At 60.3% G+C, this 15,608-nt stretch carries 16 protein-coding genes; 7 read left to right on the forward strand and 9 right to left on the reverse strand.

Annotated features, from left to right (window positions below; genetic code table 11):
- The first annotated feature begins 21 nt into the window (after window positions 1-21).
- Window positions 22-204 carry a hypothetical protein gene (locus NH234_RS19765; protein WP_085712487.1) on the forward strand — a complete coding sequence of 61 codons (183 nt, stop codon included), beginning with the start codon at window positions 22-24 and terminating at the stop codon, window positions 202-204.
- On the opposite strand, the gene NH234_RS19770 is transcribed toward NH234_RS19765, so the two are convergent.
- Entirely contained in the window at window positions 201-1,262 is a 1,062-nt protein-coding gene (locus NH234_RS19770; protein ID WP_085732229.1) for an AI-2E family transporter, read from the reverse strand. The genes NH234_RS19765 and NH234_RS19770 overlap by 4 nt on opposite strands.
- A gap of 156 nt (window positions 1,263-1,418) precedes the next feature.
- Here NH234_RS19770 and yegQ point away from each other — a divergent pair, with 156 nt between their 5' ends.
- Window positions 1,419-2,747 (forward strand): tRNA 5-hydroxyuridine modification protein YegQ, encoded by a 1,329-nt coding sequence (gene yegQ, locus NH234_RS19775; protein ID WP_367253988.1) that lies wholly within the window; start codon window positions 1,419-1,421, stop codon window positions 2,745-2,747.
- A gap of 6 nt (window positions 2,748-2,753) precedes the next feature.
- Here yegQ and NH234_RS19780 read toward each other — a convergent pair whose 3' ends face one another.
- On the reverse strand, window positions 2,754-3,617 hold the full coding sequence (locus NH234_RS19780; RefSeq protein WP_367253990.1) for a LysR family transcriptional regulator: 864 nt from the start codon (window positions 3,615-3,617) through the stop codon (window positions 2,754-2,756).
- Window positions 3,618-3,718: 101 nt separating this feature from the next.
- Here NH234_RS19780 and NH234_RS19785 point away from each other — a divergent pair, with 101 nt between their 5' ends.
- The gene (locus tag NH234_RS19785; protein WP_367253992.1) at window positions 3,719-4,612 is read left to right on the forward strand and encodes a DMT family transporter; all 894 of its coding nucleotides are present in this window, start codon (window positions 3,719-3,721) and stop codon (window positions 4,610-4,612) included.
- Between the two features lie 9 nt (window positions 4,613-4,621).
- Here the strand turns inward: NH234_RS19785 and NH234_RS19790 are convergent, their stop codons facing one another.
- Window positions 4,622-5,338, reverse strand: coding sequence for a FadR/GntR family transcriptional regulator (locus NH234_RS19790; RefSeq protein WP_085732233.1), 717 nt, complete (start codon window positions 5,336-5,338; stop codon window positions 4,622-4,624).
- A 365-nt stretch (window positions 5,339-5,703) separates the two neighbouring features.
- On the opposite strand from NH234_RS19790, the gene NH234_RS19795 reads away from it, so the two are divergent.
- Window positions 5,704-7,050 carry an MFS transporter gene (locus NH234_RS19795; RefSeq protein WP_367253994.1) on the forward strand — a complete coding sequence of 449 codons (1,347 nt, stop codon included), beginning with the start codon at window positions 5,704-5,706 and terminating at the stop codon, window positions 7,048-7,050.
- A gap of 14 nt (window positions 7,051-7,064) precedes the next feature.
- The gene (gudD, locus tag NH234_RS19800; RefSeq protein ID WP_367253995.1) at window positions 7,065-8,408 is read left to right on the forward strand and encodes a glucarate dehydratase; all 1,344 of its coding nucleotides are present in this window, start codon (window positions 7,065-7,067) and stop codon (window positions 8,406-8,408) included.
- Here the strand turns inward: gudD and NH234_RS19805 are convergent.
- Window positions 8,405-9,280: a LysR family transcriptional regulator gene (locus NH234_RS19805; protein ID WP_085732236.1), complete on the reverse strand. Its 876-nt coding sequence runs from the start codon at window positions 9,278-9,280 to the stop codon at window positions 8,405-8,407. The two genes, gudD and NH234_RS19805, sit on opposite strands and share 4 nt — an antisense overlap.
- A 159-nt stretch (window positions 9,281-9,439) precedes the next feature.
- Here NH234_RS19805 and ampC point away from each other — a divergent pair, with 159 nt between their 5' ends.
- Window positions 9,440-10,606, forward strand: coding sequence for a class C beta-lactamase (gene ampC, locus NH234_RS19810; RefSeq protein ID WP_367253996.1), 1,167 nt, complete (start codon window positions 9,440-9,442; stop codon window positions 10,604-10,606).
- A gap of 61 nt (window positions 10,607-10,667) precedes the next feature.
- Here the strand turns inward: ampC and NH234_RS19815 are convergent, their stop codons facing one another.
- From NH234_RS19815 to NH234_RS19835, 5 genes are all read right to left on the reverse strand, one after another.
- Entirely contained in the window at window positions 10,668-10,940 is a 273-nt protein-coding gene (locus NH234_RS19815; protein ID WP_085732271.1) for a hypothetical protein, read from the reverse strand.
- Window positions 10,941-11,476: 536 nt separating this feature from the next.
- Window positions 11,477-12,040, reverse strand: a complete 564-nt coding sequence (locus NH234_RS19820) for a DUF4174 domain-containing protein (protein WP_085732272.1) — start codon at window positions 12,038-12,040, stop codon at window positions 11,477-11,479.
- A gap of 181 nt (window positions 12,041-12,221) precedes the next feature.
- A complete protein-coding gene (locus tag NH234_RS19825; RefSeq protein ID WP_367253997.1) occupies window positions 12,222-12,563 on the reverse strand; it encodes a hypothetical protein in 342 nt (113 codons plus the stop codon).
- Window positions 12,564-12,576: 13 nt separating this feature from the next.
- A complete protein-coding gene (locus NH234_RS19830) occupies window positions 12,577-13,362 on the reverse strand; it encodes a sulfite exporter TauE/SafE family protein (RefSeq protein ID WP_085732239.1) in 786 nt (261 codons plus the stop codon).
- A gap of 95 nt (window positions 13,363-13,457) precedes the next feature.
- A complete protein-coding gene (locus NH234_RS19835; protein ID WP_085732273.1) occupies window positions 13,458-14,207 on the reverse strand; it encodes a hypothetical protein in 750 nt (249 codons plus the stop codon).
- Between the two features lie 247 nt (window positions 14,208-14,454).
- On the opposite strand from NH234_RS19835, the gene NH234_RS19840 reads away from it, so the two are divergent.
- Window positions 14,455-15,603 carry an aldose epimerase family protein gene (locus NH234_RS19840; RefSeq protein ID WP_085732240.1) on the forward strand — a complete coding sequence of 383 codons (1,149 nt, stop codon included), beginning with the start codon at window positions 14,455-14,457 and terminating at the stop codon, window positions 15,601-15,603.
- Window positions 15,604-15,608 lie beyond the last annotated feature (5 nt).

Below are 15,608 nucleotides of genomic sequence, written 5' to 3' on the forward strand. Positions count from 1 at the left end.
AGATTGATGGAGGTACTTTTCATGGCACAGGTTCAAATCATGTCAGTTGTCGGCAGCGCGGTTCCCGCATCCCTCAGAGAGCTTGGATTGCTCGCCTGCTGGTATCTGGTACGCGACGGCGAGCCGGTCAGCGGCCCGCTCACTTCGCTGCCAGCTGCCCAGGCGTTGTCGCAACGACTGATCAACGGCCCGTTCAAGGCTTAAGGCAACTGCACCTTCGGTCTGGTTTCGACGAACAGCGCCCAGCTCGACATGAACAATGCAGCGATCAGCGGCCCGATCACGAAACCATTGAGACCGAACACCGCCATCCCGCCCAGCGTCGAGATCAGGATCATGTAGTCCGGCATGCGCGTGTCCTTGCCCACCAGCACCGGACGCAGCACATTGTCCACCAGGCCGATCACGAATATCCCGAACAACCCCAGCACCACGCCCTGCCAGATCATCCCGCTGAGCAGGAAATACACCGCCACCGGCGCCCAGACAATGCCCGCCCCCACTGCCGGCAACAGCGACAGAAACGCCATCAACACCGCCCAGAGCAACGCGCTGGGAATATCGAGAAACCAGAAAATCGCCCCGCCCAATGCACCCTGAGTGATAGCCACCAGCAGGTTGCCTTTCACCGTGGCGCGCACCACCCGGTTGAATTTCAGTTGCAGCCGACGCTTGTGATGCTCTTCCAGCGGCACCGCCGTACGCACTTTGCGCGCCAGTTCGGCACCATCGCGCAGAAAGAAGAACAGCAAGTACAACATGATGAAAAAACTCACCACAAAATCGAATGTGCCCTGGCCGAAGCTGAACGCCTGGCTCGCCAGCACCTGACTGCCTTGCATCGAGGCCTTGACGATTTTCTCGCGCAAGGCATCGAGTTCGCCCACACCAAACCGGTCGAGCAAGTGCTGAAAGTACGGCGGCAGGCTGTGCTTGAACTGCGCCAGATAGGCGCCGATATCGAGCTTGCCGCTTTCGATATTGTCGTAGAGCGTCGCCCCTTCCTGCACCAGCAACACACTGATGACGATCACCGGCAAGATCGCGATCACCAGGCAGACACTCAGGGTGCACAGTGACGTCAGGTTGCGTTGCCAGCCGAATTTCTGCTGCAACCGGCGCTGCATCGGCGCAAACAGAATGCCGAGAATCACCGCCCAGAACACCGCACCGTAGAACGGCAGCAGGATCCAGATAAAGGCCACCGTCACCAGCAACAACAGCACAGTGAGGGATTTGAATTGCAGACTCTTTTGGTTCATGTCCGGTCCATGTCAGTCAGGCGCCACGCGCACCCGCCCAACTTAGTCAGCCCGCGCCCGCGCGAGTGCCATCTTTGTTCATGGAGCATAGATCCAGATCAATAAACCCTCGCCGCACCTCGTTTACCCTCCCGCGCTTTTGCGACCGACACCGCCATGATGCCCTCCTTCACCCCGGAACTGCTCGCCCCCGCCGGCACTCTGAAAAACATGCGCTACGCCTTCGCCTATGGCGCCGATGCGGTTTATGCCGGCCAGCCGCGCTACAGCCTGCGGGTGCGCAACAACGAGTTCGACCACGCCAATCTCGCCCTCGGCATTCGTGAAGCCCAAGCCCAGGGCAAGCGTTTCTATGTGGTGGTCAACATCGCGCCGCACAATGCCAAGCTCAAGACCTTCCTCAAGGATCTGGCGCCGGTGATCGAGATGGCGCCGGACGCACTGATCATGTCCGACCCCGGCCTGATCATGCTGGTGCGCCGGCACTTTCCGCAGATGCCGATTCACCTTTCAGTGCAGGCCAACACGGTGAACTGGGCGAGCGTCGAGTTCTGGCAGCAACAGGGGCTGAGCCGGATCATTCTGTCCCGGGAACTGTCACTGGAAGAGATCGGCGAAATCCGCGAGCAGGTGCCGGGCATAGAGCTGGAAGTGTTCGTCCACGGCGCGCTGTGCATGGCTTATTCCGGCCGCTGCCTGCTCTCGGGTTACATGAACAAGCGCGACGCCAATCAAGGCACCTGCACCAATGCCTGCCGCTGGAAATATTCGGCCCAGGAAGCCATCGAAAACCAGCTCGGCGAGATCGTGCAGACCTTCGAACCGCAGCCGACCCTCGGCCTCGGCGCCCCCACCGATCAGGTATTCCTGTTGCAGGAAGCCAACCGCCCCGGCGAGATGATGCCGGCCTTCGAAGACGAGCACGGCACCTACATCATGAACGCCAAGGATCTGCGTGCGGTGCAGCACGTCGAGCGCCTGACCCGCATGGGCGTGCACTCGCTGAAGATCGAAGGCCGGACCAAATCCCACTTCTATTGCGCCCGCACCACTCAGGTTTACCGCCGGGCCATCGACGATGCGGTGGCCGGTCGCGAATTCGACCGCAGCCTGATGACCGATCTGGAATCTCTCGCCCAGCGCGGCTACACCGAAGGCTTCCTGCGCCGGCACGTGCATGACGAATACCAGAACTATCAGAACGGCAGCTCGGTGTCGGAACGTCAGCAATTCGTTGGCGAGCTGACTGGCGAACGCCGGGATCGTCTGGCCGAGGTCAAAGTGAAGAACCGCTTTGCCCTGGGCGATCATCTGGAACTGATGACGCCCAAGGGCAACTTCCATTTTGATCTGCATGAATTACAGAGCCTAAAGGGCGAGGCCATCGACGTGGCGCCAGGGGACGGGCACACGGTGTACCTGCCGATTCCGGATGCGGTGGATCTGCGCTTCGGCTTGTTGATGCGCGACGTGAGCGGGACCTGATCCGGCTCAGGCAAACTCCTCGCGCAACATCGCCACAAACGCCTCACGCGCCGGGTGCACCCCGGCGTTTTCATGCCAGTAGAACAAGTTGTCGATGGCGGTCAGTTCGGAGAATTCGTAACCCGCACACCCCGCGCCTTTGGCGTATTGCTCGAACACGCCTTTGGGCACCAGCGCTACGCCAGCGCCGGCACTCACGCAACCGACAATCGCCCCGTAACTGGCCAGACTGACAATCGGCAAGGACAGGCCCTGACGCAACAGCCAGTGTTCCAGCGCGGCGCGATACGGACAGCCTTGGGGCCACATGAACACGGTCTTGTCCTGCAAATCGTCGAGGTCGCGTATCGGCCCGAAAGAAGTCGAAGCGATCAGCAGAAGTTCCTCTCGATACATCGGCGTGCGTTTGAGCTGGGAGCGCTCGACGTCCACCGCGACGATCGCGCCGTCCAGACGATGACTGACCGTATCGTCGAGCAACTGGCCCCAAGTGCCATTAGTCAGTTCCAACGCCACATTCGGATAGCGCTTGTGAAATTTCGCCAGCAGGCGTGGCAGACGCCCGGTGGCCGAAGACTCGATGGCGCCGATGCGCAGCGGCCCGGACGGCTCGGCGGCGGGATCGACTGCGCGTTTGGCTTCGGCCGTCAGCGCCAGAATCTTCTCCGCGTAGGCGAGAAAGGTCTGTCCCGCCGGACTGATCCGCAGCCCGCGCCCTTCGCGCAGAAACAGCGCAACCCCCAGTTCCGCTTCCAGGGATTTGATCCGCGCCGTGATGTTCGACGGTACGCAAAACAGCTTTTCAGCCGCTTTGGCGATGCTGCCGACCTCGGCCACGGTCTTGAACATGCGGATTTGCGCCAGCTCCATAATCATCACTCTGAGTGAATGGTTCGCGCAGTATAAGTCAGTTGTGGCGAATGATTGGCCACCCGGATACTCGACGCATCAACCCTCCTGGTGCCTCGCTCATGCCTTCCACTTCGCCTTTGAAAATTCTGTTGGCCATGGCTTTCGTCGTCGGCTGCTGGGCCTATTCGCCGACCGGCATCCATATCGGCCTGCAAGCCTACGATCCGGGTCATCTGGCGTTGCTGCGGTTTCTGCTGGCGTCGCTGTTCATGGCGGTGATTGCTGGTTTCAAAGGCATTCATCTGCCGCGCCTACAGGATTTGCCACTGTTACTGGCCCTGGGCTTCTTTGCCGTCAGCCTGCATCACGTGGTGCTGAACATCGGCCAGCAAAGCGTCAGCGCCGGCGCGTCCAGTGTGCTGGCGCAATCGACGCCGCTGTTCAGCACGCTGCTGGCGCGGTTTCTGTTCAAGGATCGGGTCAGCGTCTGGCGCTGGGGCTGTGTGCTGACGGGATTCGTCGGCGTGGTGATTGTGGTCAGCGGTGATCGCGGCCTCGGCAGCATCGACGCCCATGGTCTGCTGATCCTGCTGGCGGCGGTGTCGTGGAGCATTTACTTCGCCCTGCAAAAACACCACGCCCGGCGCTATGACGGGCTGACGCTGGTTTGCTACACGGTGTGGTCCGGCACGCTGCTGTTGTTGATTTACTTGCCGGAGCTGGCCGACAGCGTGGCCAGTGCGCCGCTGCGAGTGCAATGGGCGGTGCTCGCTCTGGGGGTGTTTCCCAGCGCCCTCGCCTATCTGGCGTGGGCGTTCGTGCTCAAGCATGTGGACCTGAGCCGGGCGACGATGACGCTGTACCTGATTCCGCCGACCGCAATGGGGATCGCTTCCGTGGGCCTGGGCGAACGCCCGACGCAGCTGGTGCTGGTGGGTTCGGCGGTGGTGTTGATTAGCGTGCTGGCGTTGAATCTGGAACGGCCGGCGGTGGTCCGGGCCATCGAGACTTGAGTCGCAGCGTCAGGCACCGCCCGCCGAAAACCGGTCGCGGCTGTTGCTCAGGTGCAGCCACATCGCTGCCCGGGCCGCTTCCGGATCCTGGCGTTTGATCGCGTTGAAAATCGCTTCATGTTCGAGATTCGCCAGTTGCCCGAGCTTGCTCAAATCCACCGCCCCGCGCTCGGCCGCATTGACTCGAGTGCGCGGGATCATCGCGCTGCCCAACTGCTGCATGATTTCGGTGAAACAGACATTGCCGGTGGCTTCGGCAATCAGCAGGTGAAAGCGCCGGTCGGCCTCGACGCAACTGTCGTTGTTGGCCAATAGACGCTGGTAGTCGTCCAGCGCCTGACGCATCTGCATCAGTTGCTGTTCGGAACGACGCTGCGCGGCCAGTGCTGCTGCTTGCGTCTCCAGCCCCATGCGCAATTCGAGAATGCTGCGCACGCCCAGCGCGGTGTCGACATTCAGCCGCAACCCCTGCTCCGGCACGCGCTCGATCACAAAGGTGCCGATGCCGTGCCGCGTCTCCACCAACCCCGACGCCTGCAATTTGGAAATCGCCTCACGCACTACGGTGCGGCTGACGCCGTGCTCCTGAACGATCGAGTTCTCCGACGGCAACTTGTCACCGGGCAACATCTGGCCGAGCAGGATGCTCTGGGTGAGTTTTTCCACCAGGTCATGGGCCAGGTTGTGCGCGCGTTTACGGGCGGGGGCGTCGAGGTCTTCTTGCATGGTCGGTTCCGGTGATCGGGGCAAGCCGATCGTAGCACTGCAGGCGATGACTTGTATGAGCTCCTATGATTTCAGGCGCTCTACTTGTATGACAACAAGTGATTTTCGCTAAAAACCATTAACTAGTTTCACGCCAGCACTGCACATTCGCTGGCTTGGCATTCTGCACCGCAGCCCGTCACAATCCTTTAAAACCCAACAAATACGGCACTTTAAATCCAGGAAAGCATAAAAGCCCTTCGCCGTAGATAAATTTGATTGAGCGTTCCCGCTTGTAGGACAAAAAAATCTAGTTGTATGATGTCTATCAACAACGCAGCAGCCAATCACACCCCGCATAAAAATAACGAGTGGGAGAAAACCAAGTGAAATCATCCATTGCCGGGATGAACGAGGGCACCGATTCGGTGCTGTCCTCCGCCATTGCCAAAGTCAAACGCCACGTCCTGCCGCTGTTCGTCATCATGTTCATCGTCAATTACATTGACCGGGTGAACATCGGCTTCGTCCGCACCCACATGGAACATGATCTCGGCATCGGCGCCGCTGCCTATGGGTTCGGTGCCGGTCTGTTCTTCATCGGTTACGCGCTGTTCGAAGTCCCCTCCAACATGCTGCTGCAAAAGGTCGGCGCGCGAATCTGGCTGACCCGCATCATGCTCACCTGGGGACTGGTGGCCGCCGGCATGGCGTTCATCCAGAACGAAACCCACTTCTACATCCTGCGCTTCTTGCTCGGTGTGGCCGAGGCCGGGTTCTTTCCCGGGGTGATCTACTACTTCACCCGCTGGTTGCCGGGGGCCGAGCGCGGCAAGGCGATTGCGATTTTCTTGAGTGGTTCGGCGGTGGCCTCGCTGATTTCCGGCCCGTTGTCCGGCCTGCTGTTGCAGATCGAAGGTCTGGGCCTGCACGGCTGGCAGTGGATGTATTTCATTGAAGGGATGTTCTCGGTCGGCCTCTGCGTGTTCGTCTGGTTCTGGCTCGACGCCAAACCCCACGACGCCAAGTGGCTGACCCACGCCGAGCAGGATGCGCTGGTCAAAGCCATCGACGACGAACAGAAGGCCCGCGAAGCCACGACCCCGATCCGGCCGTCGCTGGGCAAACTGCTCAAGGACCGCCAGATCATTCTGTTCTGCCTGATCTACTTCTTCATTCAATTGACCATCTATGCCGCGACCTTCTGGCTGCCGAGCATCATCAAGAAGATGGGCGAGATGAGCGACTTCCAGGTTGGCCTGTTCAACTCGATTCCATGGCTGCTGTCGATCATCGGCATGTATGCGTTCGCCTCGTTCTCGGCCAAATGGAAACACCAGCAGGCGTGGGTGGCCACCGCATTGCTGATCGCCGCTGCGGGGATGTTCATGTCCACCACCGGCGGGCCGATTTTTGCCTTCGTCGCGATCTGCTTTGCCGCACTGGGTTTCAAATCTGCTTCATCGCTGTTCTGGCCGATTCCGCAGGCCTATCTCGATGCGCGGATCGCCGCTGCCGTGATCGCGCTGATCAACTCGGTGGGCAACCTCGGCGGCTTCGTCGCCCCCACCACTTTCGGCCTGCTGGAACAACACACCGGTTCGATCCAGGGCGGCCTCTATGGTCTGGCCGCGACCTCGATCATCGCCGCGATCATCGTGTTCGCCGCCCGCATGACACCCAAATCCGCACCTGATATCGCCGTGGCCGATGCCGCGCCGAAACACGCTTGAAAGGACAACGCCAAATGACCGCACACGACATCGCCAAAGCCCCGATCATCACCGAGATGCAAGTCATCCCGGTGGCCGGCCACGACGGTATGCTGCTCAACCTGAGCGGCGCCCACGGGCCGTTTTTCACCCGCAACATCGTCATTCTCAAGGACAACGCCGGCCACACCGGCGTCGGTGAAGTACCCGGCGGCGAGCGTATCCGCCAGACCCTTGAAGACGCCCGCAGCCTGGTGGTCGGCAGCCCGATCGGCACGTATCAGAAGATCCTCAATCAGGTGCGCCAGACTTTCGCCGACCGCGACGCCGGCGGCCGTGGCCTGCAGACGTTCGACCTGCGCATCACCATTCACGCGGTCACCGGGCTGGAAGCCGCCCTGCTCGACCTGCTCGGCCAGCACCTCGACGTGCCGGTGGCCGCATTGCTCGGCGAAGGCCAGCAACGCGACGAAGTGAAGATGCTCGGTTATCTGTTCTACGTGGGCGATCGCCGGGAAACCGACCTCGCCTACCGCAGCGAACCGGATGCCGACAACGACTGGTTCCGCGTGCGTCACGAAAAAGCCATGACTGCCGACGCCGTGGTGCGTCTGGCGGAGGCGGCCCATGCGCGTTACGGCTTCAAGGACTTCAAGCTCAAGGGTGGCGTGCTCAGCGGCGATGCCGAAATCGAAGCGGTGACGGCACTGGCCGAGCGCTTCCCCGACGCCCGCATCACCCTCGATCCGAACGGCGCGTGGTCACTGAAAGAAGCGATCCGTCTGTGCCGCGACCAGCATCATGTGCTGGCCTACGCCGAAGACCCGTGCGGTGCGGAAAACGGTTATTCAGGACGTGAAGTGATGGCTGAATTCCGTCGCGCCACCGGCCTGAAAACCGCCACCAACATGATCGCCACCGACTGGCGCGAAATGGGCCACGCAATCCAGTTGCAGTCGGTAGACATCCCGCTGGCCGACCCGCATTTCTGGACCATGCAGGGCTCGGTGCGGGTGGCGCAGATGTGCCACGAATGGGGCCTGACGTGGGGTTCGCACTCCAACAATCACTTCGACATTTCCCTGGCGATGTTCACCCACGTCGCGGCCGCGGCGCCGGGCGACATCACTGCCATCGACACCCACTGGATCTGGCAGGACGGCCAGCGTCTGACCAAGGCACCGCTGCAAATCGTCGACGGCTGCGTGCAGGTGCCGAAGAAACCGGGGCTGGGGGTGGAGCTGGACATGGACCAGGTGTCCAAGGCCCACGAACTCTATAAAGGCATGGGGCTGGGCGCACGGGATGACAGCGTGGCGATGCAGTTTCTGATTCCGGGCTGGACGTTCGATAACAAGCGGCCGTGCCTGGTGCGCTAAGCCTGCGCGGCCTCCAGCAACCAGTGCCTGAACGCCGCCATCGCCGACGTCTCCGGCCGTGACTGCAAGCGCGTCAGCCAGTAGCTGCCGGTGGTGATTTCGATGGCAAAGGGTTGGCGGATCAGGTCCGCCGCCAGTTGTCGTGCAAACATTAATGGCGGCGCCAGTGCTACCCCGCCGCCCTGCAACGCCGCTTCCATCATCGCCAGCGACGAGTCGAACACGATGCTCTGGGGCGGCGCGGCATGGGTCGCCAGACCGGCCGCGTAAAACCAGTCCGGCCACTCATCGGTGCGATAGGAACGCAGCAAACGCTGCTGCAAAAGATCACCCGGCGTGTGCAATTGCCGGGCAATTTCCGGGACGCATAACACCGACAACGGGGCCTCAAGCAAACGGGTCGCCTCGATACCGTGCCACGCCCCGGCGCCAAACCGGATCGCGTAATCCAGCCCTTCAGCGGCGACGTCCACCCGATTGTTGTTGGTCGACAGTCGCAAATCTATGAGCGGATGTTTCGCCTGGAAGTCCGCCAGCCTCGGCAACAACCAACCCACGGCGAAAGTACCCACCGCGCCGACCGTGAGCATTTCCCGATATTGCCCGCCCGCCAGACGCTCGAGCATCTGCGCGATATGATCGAACGACGTGGTCAGCACCGGCAGCAGGGTTTCGCCCTCGCCGGTCAGCATCAGCCCACGGGGCAGGCGTTTGAACAGGATCACGCCGAGTTGCGCCTCCAGGCTTTTGACCTGATGGCTGACGGCGGCCTGGGTCACGCACAACTCCACGGCGGCGCGAGTGAAGCTCAAATGACGCGCAGAAGCTTCGAAAGCGCGTAATGCATTCAGCGGCAATTGAGGTCGAATCATACCCAATCCCAAATTTTTCTAATGGCTCGTCCGAGATTTCATCGTTTGTCGAAAGACGCGGGACTGCCTAGATTTGCGGCGCTGATCAGCAACCCGATGAAAAAACGCTCGCAGTGTAGCGGGATAACACCATCAACACTCATGGAGAGTGGTTCAAGCATGTCTTCGATCAACCTGAACAAACTCAAGTCTTTCAGCGCTTTCGGACTTTTCTTCAGCGCCGCCACTTGCCTGGCCGCCCCGCAAACCGACGATCAGTTGCAGGCGCTGGTCAAGGCCACTGTGACACCGGTCATGCAGCAACAGGACATCGCGGGGCTGGCCGTGGCCGTGACCGTCGATGGCAAGGAGCATTACTTTAACTACGGGGTCGCCGACAAGAGCACCGGGCAAGCGGTGAATGAAAACACCCTGTTCGAAATCGGCTCGGTGAGCAAAACCTTCACCGCGACCCTCGGCGCCTACGCCCAGGCCAGCGGCAAACTGGCGTTTTCCGACAAGGCCAGTCAGCACTGGCCCGAGCTGAAAGGCAGTGCCTTCGACCAGATCAGCCTGCTGCAACTGGGCACCTACAGCGCCGGCGGCCTGCCGCTGCAATTTCCGGATGCCGCGGATTCTTCCGACAAGATGCTCGGCTATTACCAACAGTGGAAACCGACTTATCCGGCCGGCAGCCAGCGCCTGTATTCCAACCCGAGCATCGGCCTGTTCGGTTATCTGGCAGCAAAAAGCCTCGGCCAGCCGTTCGATCAGGTCATGACCGAAACCCTGCTGCCGAAACTCGGGCTCAAGCACACCTTCCTGTCGGTGCCCGCGTCTGAGCAAAATCTGTATGCCCAAGGCTATGACAAGAACAACAAACCGATTCGAGTCAGCCCCGGCGCCCTCGACTCCGAAGCCTATGGCGTGAAAACCAGCACTTCAGATCTGCTGCAATTCGTCCAGGCCAACCTCGACAGCGCCAAACTTGAAACACCGCTGCAAAAAGCCATCGCCCTCACCCACACCGGCTACTACACCGTCGGCGACATGACCCAGGGACTGGGCTGGGAACGCTACGCCTACCCGATCAGCCTGGCCCGCCTGCTGGACGGCAACTCCACGCCGATGGCCATGGAACCGCACAAGGTCAAATGGCTCACTCCGCCACAGCCGGAACCGGCGAACGTGCTGCTGAACAAGACCGGCTCCACCGCTGGCTACGGCGCGTATGTCGCGTTCGTGCCGTCGAAGAACGTCGGGATCGTGATTCTGGCGAACCGCAACTACCCGAATGGAGAGCGGGTGAAGATTGCGCACAGGATTCTGGGGGAGTTGACCCGGTAATCACGCCATAAAAAACGGGCGGCCTGAGAAGGTCGCCCGTTTTTGTTTGAGGGTTTGAAAACTACGCCTGTAGCTTCCAGCCCAGTACATCCATCAGGTCGCAGCTGTCGCGCAGAGGGATTGCCAGCACTCGGGCGAAATCCTGCAGCAGTAATGCGTCATGGCCGGTGCCGTCGCTGAGGGAAAGGGTTTCCAGCAGTTGAGTCACGCTGCGCAAGCGGTAGGCGGCGGTGCCGTGGAGTACGTCTACCGGGGCTTCGCGATCGATCAGAAGGCAGGGAATCTGGCAGTCGATGCCGGTGATGGGAATGTAGCGGGGTTTGGGGTTGGCGATGTGTTCGGGGGAATCTGGGTTCGCGGAGGTTTCGGCTGCGTTCGAATCAAATTTGTTCATGCGTGAAGATCTCGTGCAGTTAGAGAAAAAACTGCCGAGCTCCCTTCCACAAGAGGGTGGCAGCTTTGCGCAGGTGTGGAAGTCCGGGACCCCGAGAAAAACCCGGTGCACTCTAGAGTGCTCCTGCGCATAGCTGCCATAAACAAACAATGTTGGCATATAAGGCGCCAACAAGTGTTTACAGGCGCACATGCGCTTTCAGGATTCACCGGACTTCCACATCCGACCGCTGATTTTGCAGCGGCCCGGAAAGGTTATCGACATGGGTCTCGGAGCACCAGATCACCAGCGCCGACGCGCGTTGCAGGAAAAATCCGATGGATTTGAAGGGTGTTGCGCAACTCATTCCACTCGGAATATGCGGCAACTATTTTCATAAGGCGGGTATCACTACAACTTGTGACACGCGGGCAATAAAAATGGCGAACGGTAAAATCCGTTCGCCATTTTGTGTTCAGGTCACCCGAACCACGCTCTCAATCATCCGGCATTTCCGGCGGCTTGGCGGGTTTCGCAGGTTTTGCCGGTTTGCCGTTCTTCGTTCCCTTGGCCGGTGCCGCCTCGGCGGCCGCTGGAGGTGGAGGCGCGGCGACCAGTTCCTTCTCGGCGGCCGGCAATGCATCGATGGTGTCGAAGACTTTCTTCAGGTCCACCGACTTTGCCTCGTCCCCGGCGGCCGACAGTTTGGTTTCCCCGTCCTTGCCCATCAGAAAGACTTTCGGATAGGCCCCGGCACCCAGCTTCAGCGAGCGCAGCAACGCCATGGTGTCCTGTTGACCAAGATCCTTGCCGTCAAGCTGTCCGGCCATATTGAGGATGGTGTAGACCTTGAGCTTGCGGTCAGCGATCCCCTGCTTGTTGGCCGGATCCTCAAGGGACTTTTTCAGGCTCACCCAGACCGGGTCGACCGTACTGCTGGCGATGACGATCAAGGGGCGGTAGTTTCCTTTGTCGACATCCAGAGGGGAATCGTTGTCCCCGGCGAACAAGGGGCCGGCAATCGCCAGCAAGAGTGTCAGGGTCAATGACCTGATGAGCATGCGCATCTCCTTTTGATATCCACGCTCTAATGATTGCGCATCGTGGCGATTGTTCCGGGGTTGCCCGGCAAATATGTTTCGCCTTGTTCAAAGCGTAGGTCAGCAACGATTTTGCGCAACCGCATGCGCTCGATCATGTCGCGCATTTGATTACCTTTTATGACCGTATCGGGATGACGATTCAGCCAGAAATACTCGCCTGGCGCAGTACCGAATCCAGCGCCGCTTCCAGCCCGGACGAATCGACACGTCGGCCTTCAAGCCGCAGCGCTCCGTCAGCGAGGTTGACGCTCAAGGTCACCGCAGGCATGTCGCCCGGATACTTGCGCAGCAACAGGTCGATGCCGTCGGCTGTTTCTTCACTGGAGATCAGATCCCACTGGCTTGCGCTCAAGTCCAGCAGCGTCCGATTGCGCTGCTGATCGACGACGAGTGGCGCGTAGAGCCAGTGACTCATGCGCATTTCCCGGGGCTCGACCGTGATGGCGAGGCGGCCATTGCAATGGAATGTTGTTTCGCTCATGTCTGCCTGCCGATCAGAACGCCAGTTTGTAACCGATCAACACCAGCATCGTCGCCAGGCACGGACGCAGCAGTTCATCGGAGACCCGACCGGTCAGGTGGCTACCGAGCCAGATGCCCGGCAACGACCCCATCAGCAGGAAGCCCAGCACGCCCCAGTCCATGTTGCCCATGCTGGCGTGGCCGAGGCCGGCGACCAGGGTCAGCGGTACGGCGTGGGCGATTTCGGTGCCGACCAGGCGGCGGGTCGGCAGCAGCGGATAGAGGATGAACAGCGCGACGGTGCCGAGGGCGCCGGCGCCGATGGAGGTCAGGGCGACCATGGTGCCGAGGATCAGACCGGTGATCACGGTCATGATGTTCAGGCGCGTGCCGCTGGGGTTGTAGTTGCCGCCGGCACGTTTGTGGGCGAATTCCAGCAGGCGTTTCTTGAACAGAATCGCCAGCGCCGTGGCGAACAGCACGAAGCCCAGCGCCTGCTTGATGATGGCGTTCATCGCATCCGGCGCGGTGTGCAGGGTACTGAGGAACCACAACGTCATCGCCACCGCCGGGACACTGCCCAGGGTCAGCCAGCCGGTGATGGCCCAATCGATGTTCTTGTTTTTCCTGTGCACCAGCACGCCGCTGGATTTGGTGATGGCGGCGTACAGCAGGTCAGTGCCCACCGCTGTGGCCGGATTGATGCCGAACCACAGCAGGATCGGCGTCATCAACGAACCGCCGCCGACACCGGTCATGCCGACGATGAACCCCACCACCAGCCCGGCAATCACCAGACCGAAATTTGCCAATTCCATTAAGACATCCAGAAGACGACAGGAAAAATCTGGCCCGCAGCATAGCGATTTTTCTTATAACCTCCTATATCGATCCGATCTATCGTTATTCCATTTCACTGCACCGGTAGAAAATTCAAAAACAGCAGGCTCTGGGCGTAATTCAAACCGATTCGCCGGTAGCGCTCGTCGAGCATCTGGGTCAGCAGATCGAGGCGCGCCACGACTTTGCCGAACTCGGTGGCGAAGCTCAGGTTGCTGCCCTCTTCTGAAATTTCGTTGGAGAACAGCAGCGGCTGGCCTTCCTTGTTCTGCCGCTGGGCGAGGATCCACGTGGCTTTCTCGATGTTGCGCGCGGCGTTGTTGACGAACGTCGGGTTGATCGCATCGGTCATGTAGAACTCGATGCGGTTGCCGTGGGCCGTGACCAGCATGCTGCCGATGGCATAGATGAAGGCGCCTACCCGGTCACCGAGGAACTCCGGGCTCATCGCATAGCTCAGCGCGGCCAGGTCTTTTTTGCCGCCAAGGGTCGGCAGTGGTTGCTGCTGCTCGATGGCCAACCGCACCTGCTTGACCGCCGTGCGAATGTCGAGGAAACCGGATTTGCGCAGTTCGTCCGGGTTGCGCAGGTACAACTTGCCCATCAAGCGATAGAGGCTGTCGAGGTTGTCGCGCATCGCCAGCGTGGCCATGCGGTCGACGCTGGTCTGAAGAAACTCCTGAGGCCTGCCCTCGCGCATCTGGCTGATGAAATTGTTGCCGTCCTGATGACTGCAACCACCGAGCAGCAGCGTCGACAAGCAGGCCAGCAGCAGGCACGGGCGATGAATGAATGCAGCGATGGGGTGCAAAACTCTCGGCATGAATTCTTTGACGGACACGTTCCTGTGCGGCGGAAGTCACCGCACCCTGGCCATGGATAGAGCCGGGGATTTCGCAAAAGTGCAGTGCCGGCGTGTATTCCCGACCTTCGGCACCGTTGACTCAATCAATTTAGTCCGACTTTATTTTTGCATTAACCGTTTAATCCGCTATAAATTCCAATTCACCCATTAATTAGCATGACTATTTATCGATTTTCAAAACAACAACAAAAAGGAAGGTCAACCCATGCTTCAATCCCGACACTCACTCTGCGGCCTCGGACTGTCCCTGATGATCGCCACCCTCTCCGCCCAGGCCGCCGGCCTGTCCAGCGAACACAAAGCCTTCGGCAAAACCAATGACGGCACGCCCGTCGAGCAATACATCCTGCGCAACAGCCACGGCATGCAGGCCACGGTCATCACCTACGGCGCGACCTTGCAGGCGCTGCAGGTGCCGGACAAACACGGCAAGCTCGACGACATCGTCCTCGGTTTCGACGATGTGCAGGGTTACCAGAAAGGCACCGCGTACTTCGGCGCGACCATCGGCCGCTTCGGCAATCGCCTGGCCGATGGCGCCTTCGAACTCGACGGCAAACGCTATCAAGTGCCGCAGAACGACAAGACCAATGCCTTGCACGGCGGCACGCAGGGCTTCGACAAGAAGGTCTGGAAGGCGACGGAAACCAAGGACAAGGATTCGGTCGGTGTGACCCTGACCTACCTGTCGGCGGATGGCGAAATGGGTTTCCCTGGCAACCTCACCACCGAAGTGACCTACCGCCTCACCGACAGCAACGAACTGCGCATCGACTACAAGGCCAGCACCGACAAACCGACGGTGCTCAACCTGACCAACCACAGCTACTTCAACCTTGCCGGTGCCGGCAATGGCGACATCCTCAAGCAAGTCGCCACCCTGCACGCCAGCCATTACACCCCGGTCACCGCCAAACTGATCCCGACCGGTGAACTGGCGCCCGTGGCCGGCACGCCGATGGACTTCACCCAACCGACCGCCATCGGCCAGCACATCAAGGCCGATCACCCGCAACTGAAATTCGCCGAACCGCAACACGGTGGCTTCGACTTCAACTGGGCGCTGGACACCAAGGGTGACGTCAGCAAACTCGCCGCCGAAGTCAGCGACCCGCAATCCGGTCGCCACTTGCAACTGTTCACCAACGAACCGGGCGTGCAGTTCTACACCAGCAACTTCCTCGACGGCACGGTCAAGGGCAAGGGTGGCAAGGTCTATCCGCATTGGGGCGCGTTCACCCTGGAGACCCAGCACTATCCAGACTCGCCGAACCAGCCGAACTTCCCGAGCACCCGGCTGGATCCGGGACAGACCTACACGCAGAGCGTGGTGTTGAAGTTTTCCGCGAAGTAGCACCC

Source organism: Pseudomonas sp. stari2 (genome assembly GCF_040760005.1).
Taxonomy (GTDB): Bacteria; Pseudomonadota; Gammaproteobacteria; order Pseudomonadales; family Pseudomonadaceae; genus Aquipseudomonas.

Bases quoted from the DNA above. Each gene is read 5' to 3' on its own strand.
- NH234_RS19830 (WP_085732239.1), bottom strand. From the start codon at position 13,362: ATGGAATTGGCAAATTTCGGTCTGGTGATTGCCGGGCTGGTGGTGGGG.
- yegQ (WP_367253988.1), top strand. From the start codon at position 1,419: ATGATGCCCTCCTTCACCCCGGAACTGCTCGCCCCCGCCGGCACTCTG.
- gudD (WP_367253995.1), top strand. From the start codon at position 7,065: ATGACCGCACACGACATCGCCAAAGCCCCGATCATCACCGAGATGCAA.
- NH234_RS19825 (WP_367253997.1), bottom strand. From the start codon at position 12,563: ATGAGCGAAACAACATTCCATTGCAATGGCCGCCTCGCCATCACGGTC.
- NH234_RS19805 (WP_085732236.1), bottom strand. From the start codon at position 9,280: ATGATTCGACCTCAATTGCCGCTGAATGCATTACGCGCTTTCGAAGCT.
- NH234_RS19765 (WP_085712487.1), top strand. From the start codon at position 22: ATGGCACAGGTTCAAATCATGTCAGTTGTCGGCAGCGCGGTTCCCGCA.
- NH234_RS19840 (WP_085732240.1), top strand. From the start codon at position 14,455: ATGCTTCAATCCCGACACTCACTCTGCGGCCTCGGACTGTCCCTGATG.
- NH234_RS19780 (WP_367253990.1), bottom strand. From the start codon at position 3,617: ATGGAGCTGGCGCAAATCCGCATGTTCAAGACCGTGGCCGAGGTCGGC.
- NH234_RS19835 (WP_085732273.1), bottom strand. From the start codon at position 14,207: ATGCCGAGAGTTTTGCACCCCATCGCTGCATTCATTCATCGCCCGTGC.
- NH234_RS19785 (WP_367253992.1), top strand. From the start codon at position 3,719: ATGCCTTCCACTTCGCCTTTGAAAATTCTGTTGGCCATGGCTTTCGTC.
- ampC (WP_367253996.1), top strand. From the start codon at position 9,440: ATGTCTTCGATCAACCTGAACAAACTCAAGTCTTTCAGCGCTTTCGGA.
- NH234_RS19770 (WP_085732229.1), bottom strand. From the start codon at position 1,262: ATGAACCAAAAGAGTCTGCAATTCAAATCCCTCACTGTGCTGTTGTTG.
- NH234_RS19790 (WP_085732233.1), bottom strand. From the start codon at position 5,338: ATGCAAGAAGACCTCGACGCCCCCGCCCGTAAACGCGCGCACAACCTG.
- NH234_RS19820 (WP_085732272.1), bottom strand. From the start codon at position 12,040: ATGCTCATCAGGTCATTGACCCTGACACTCTTGCTGGCGATTGCCGGC.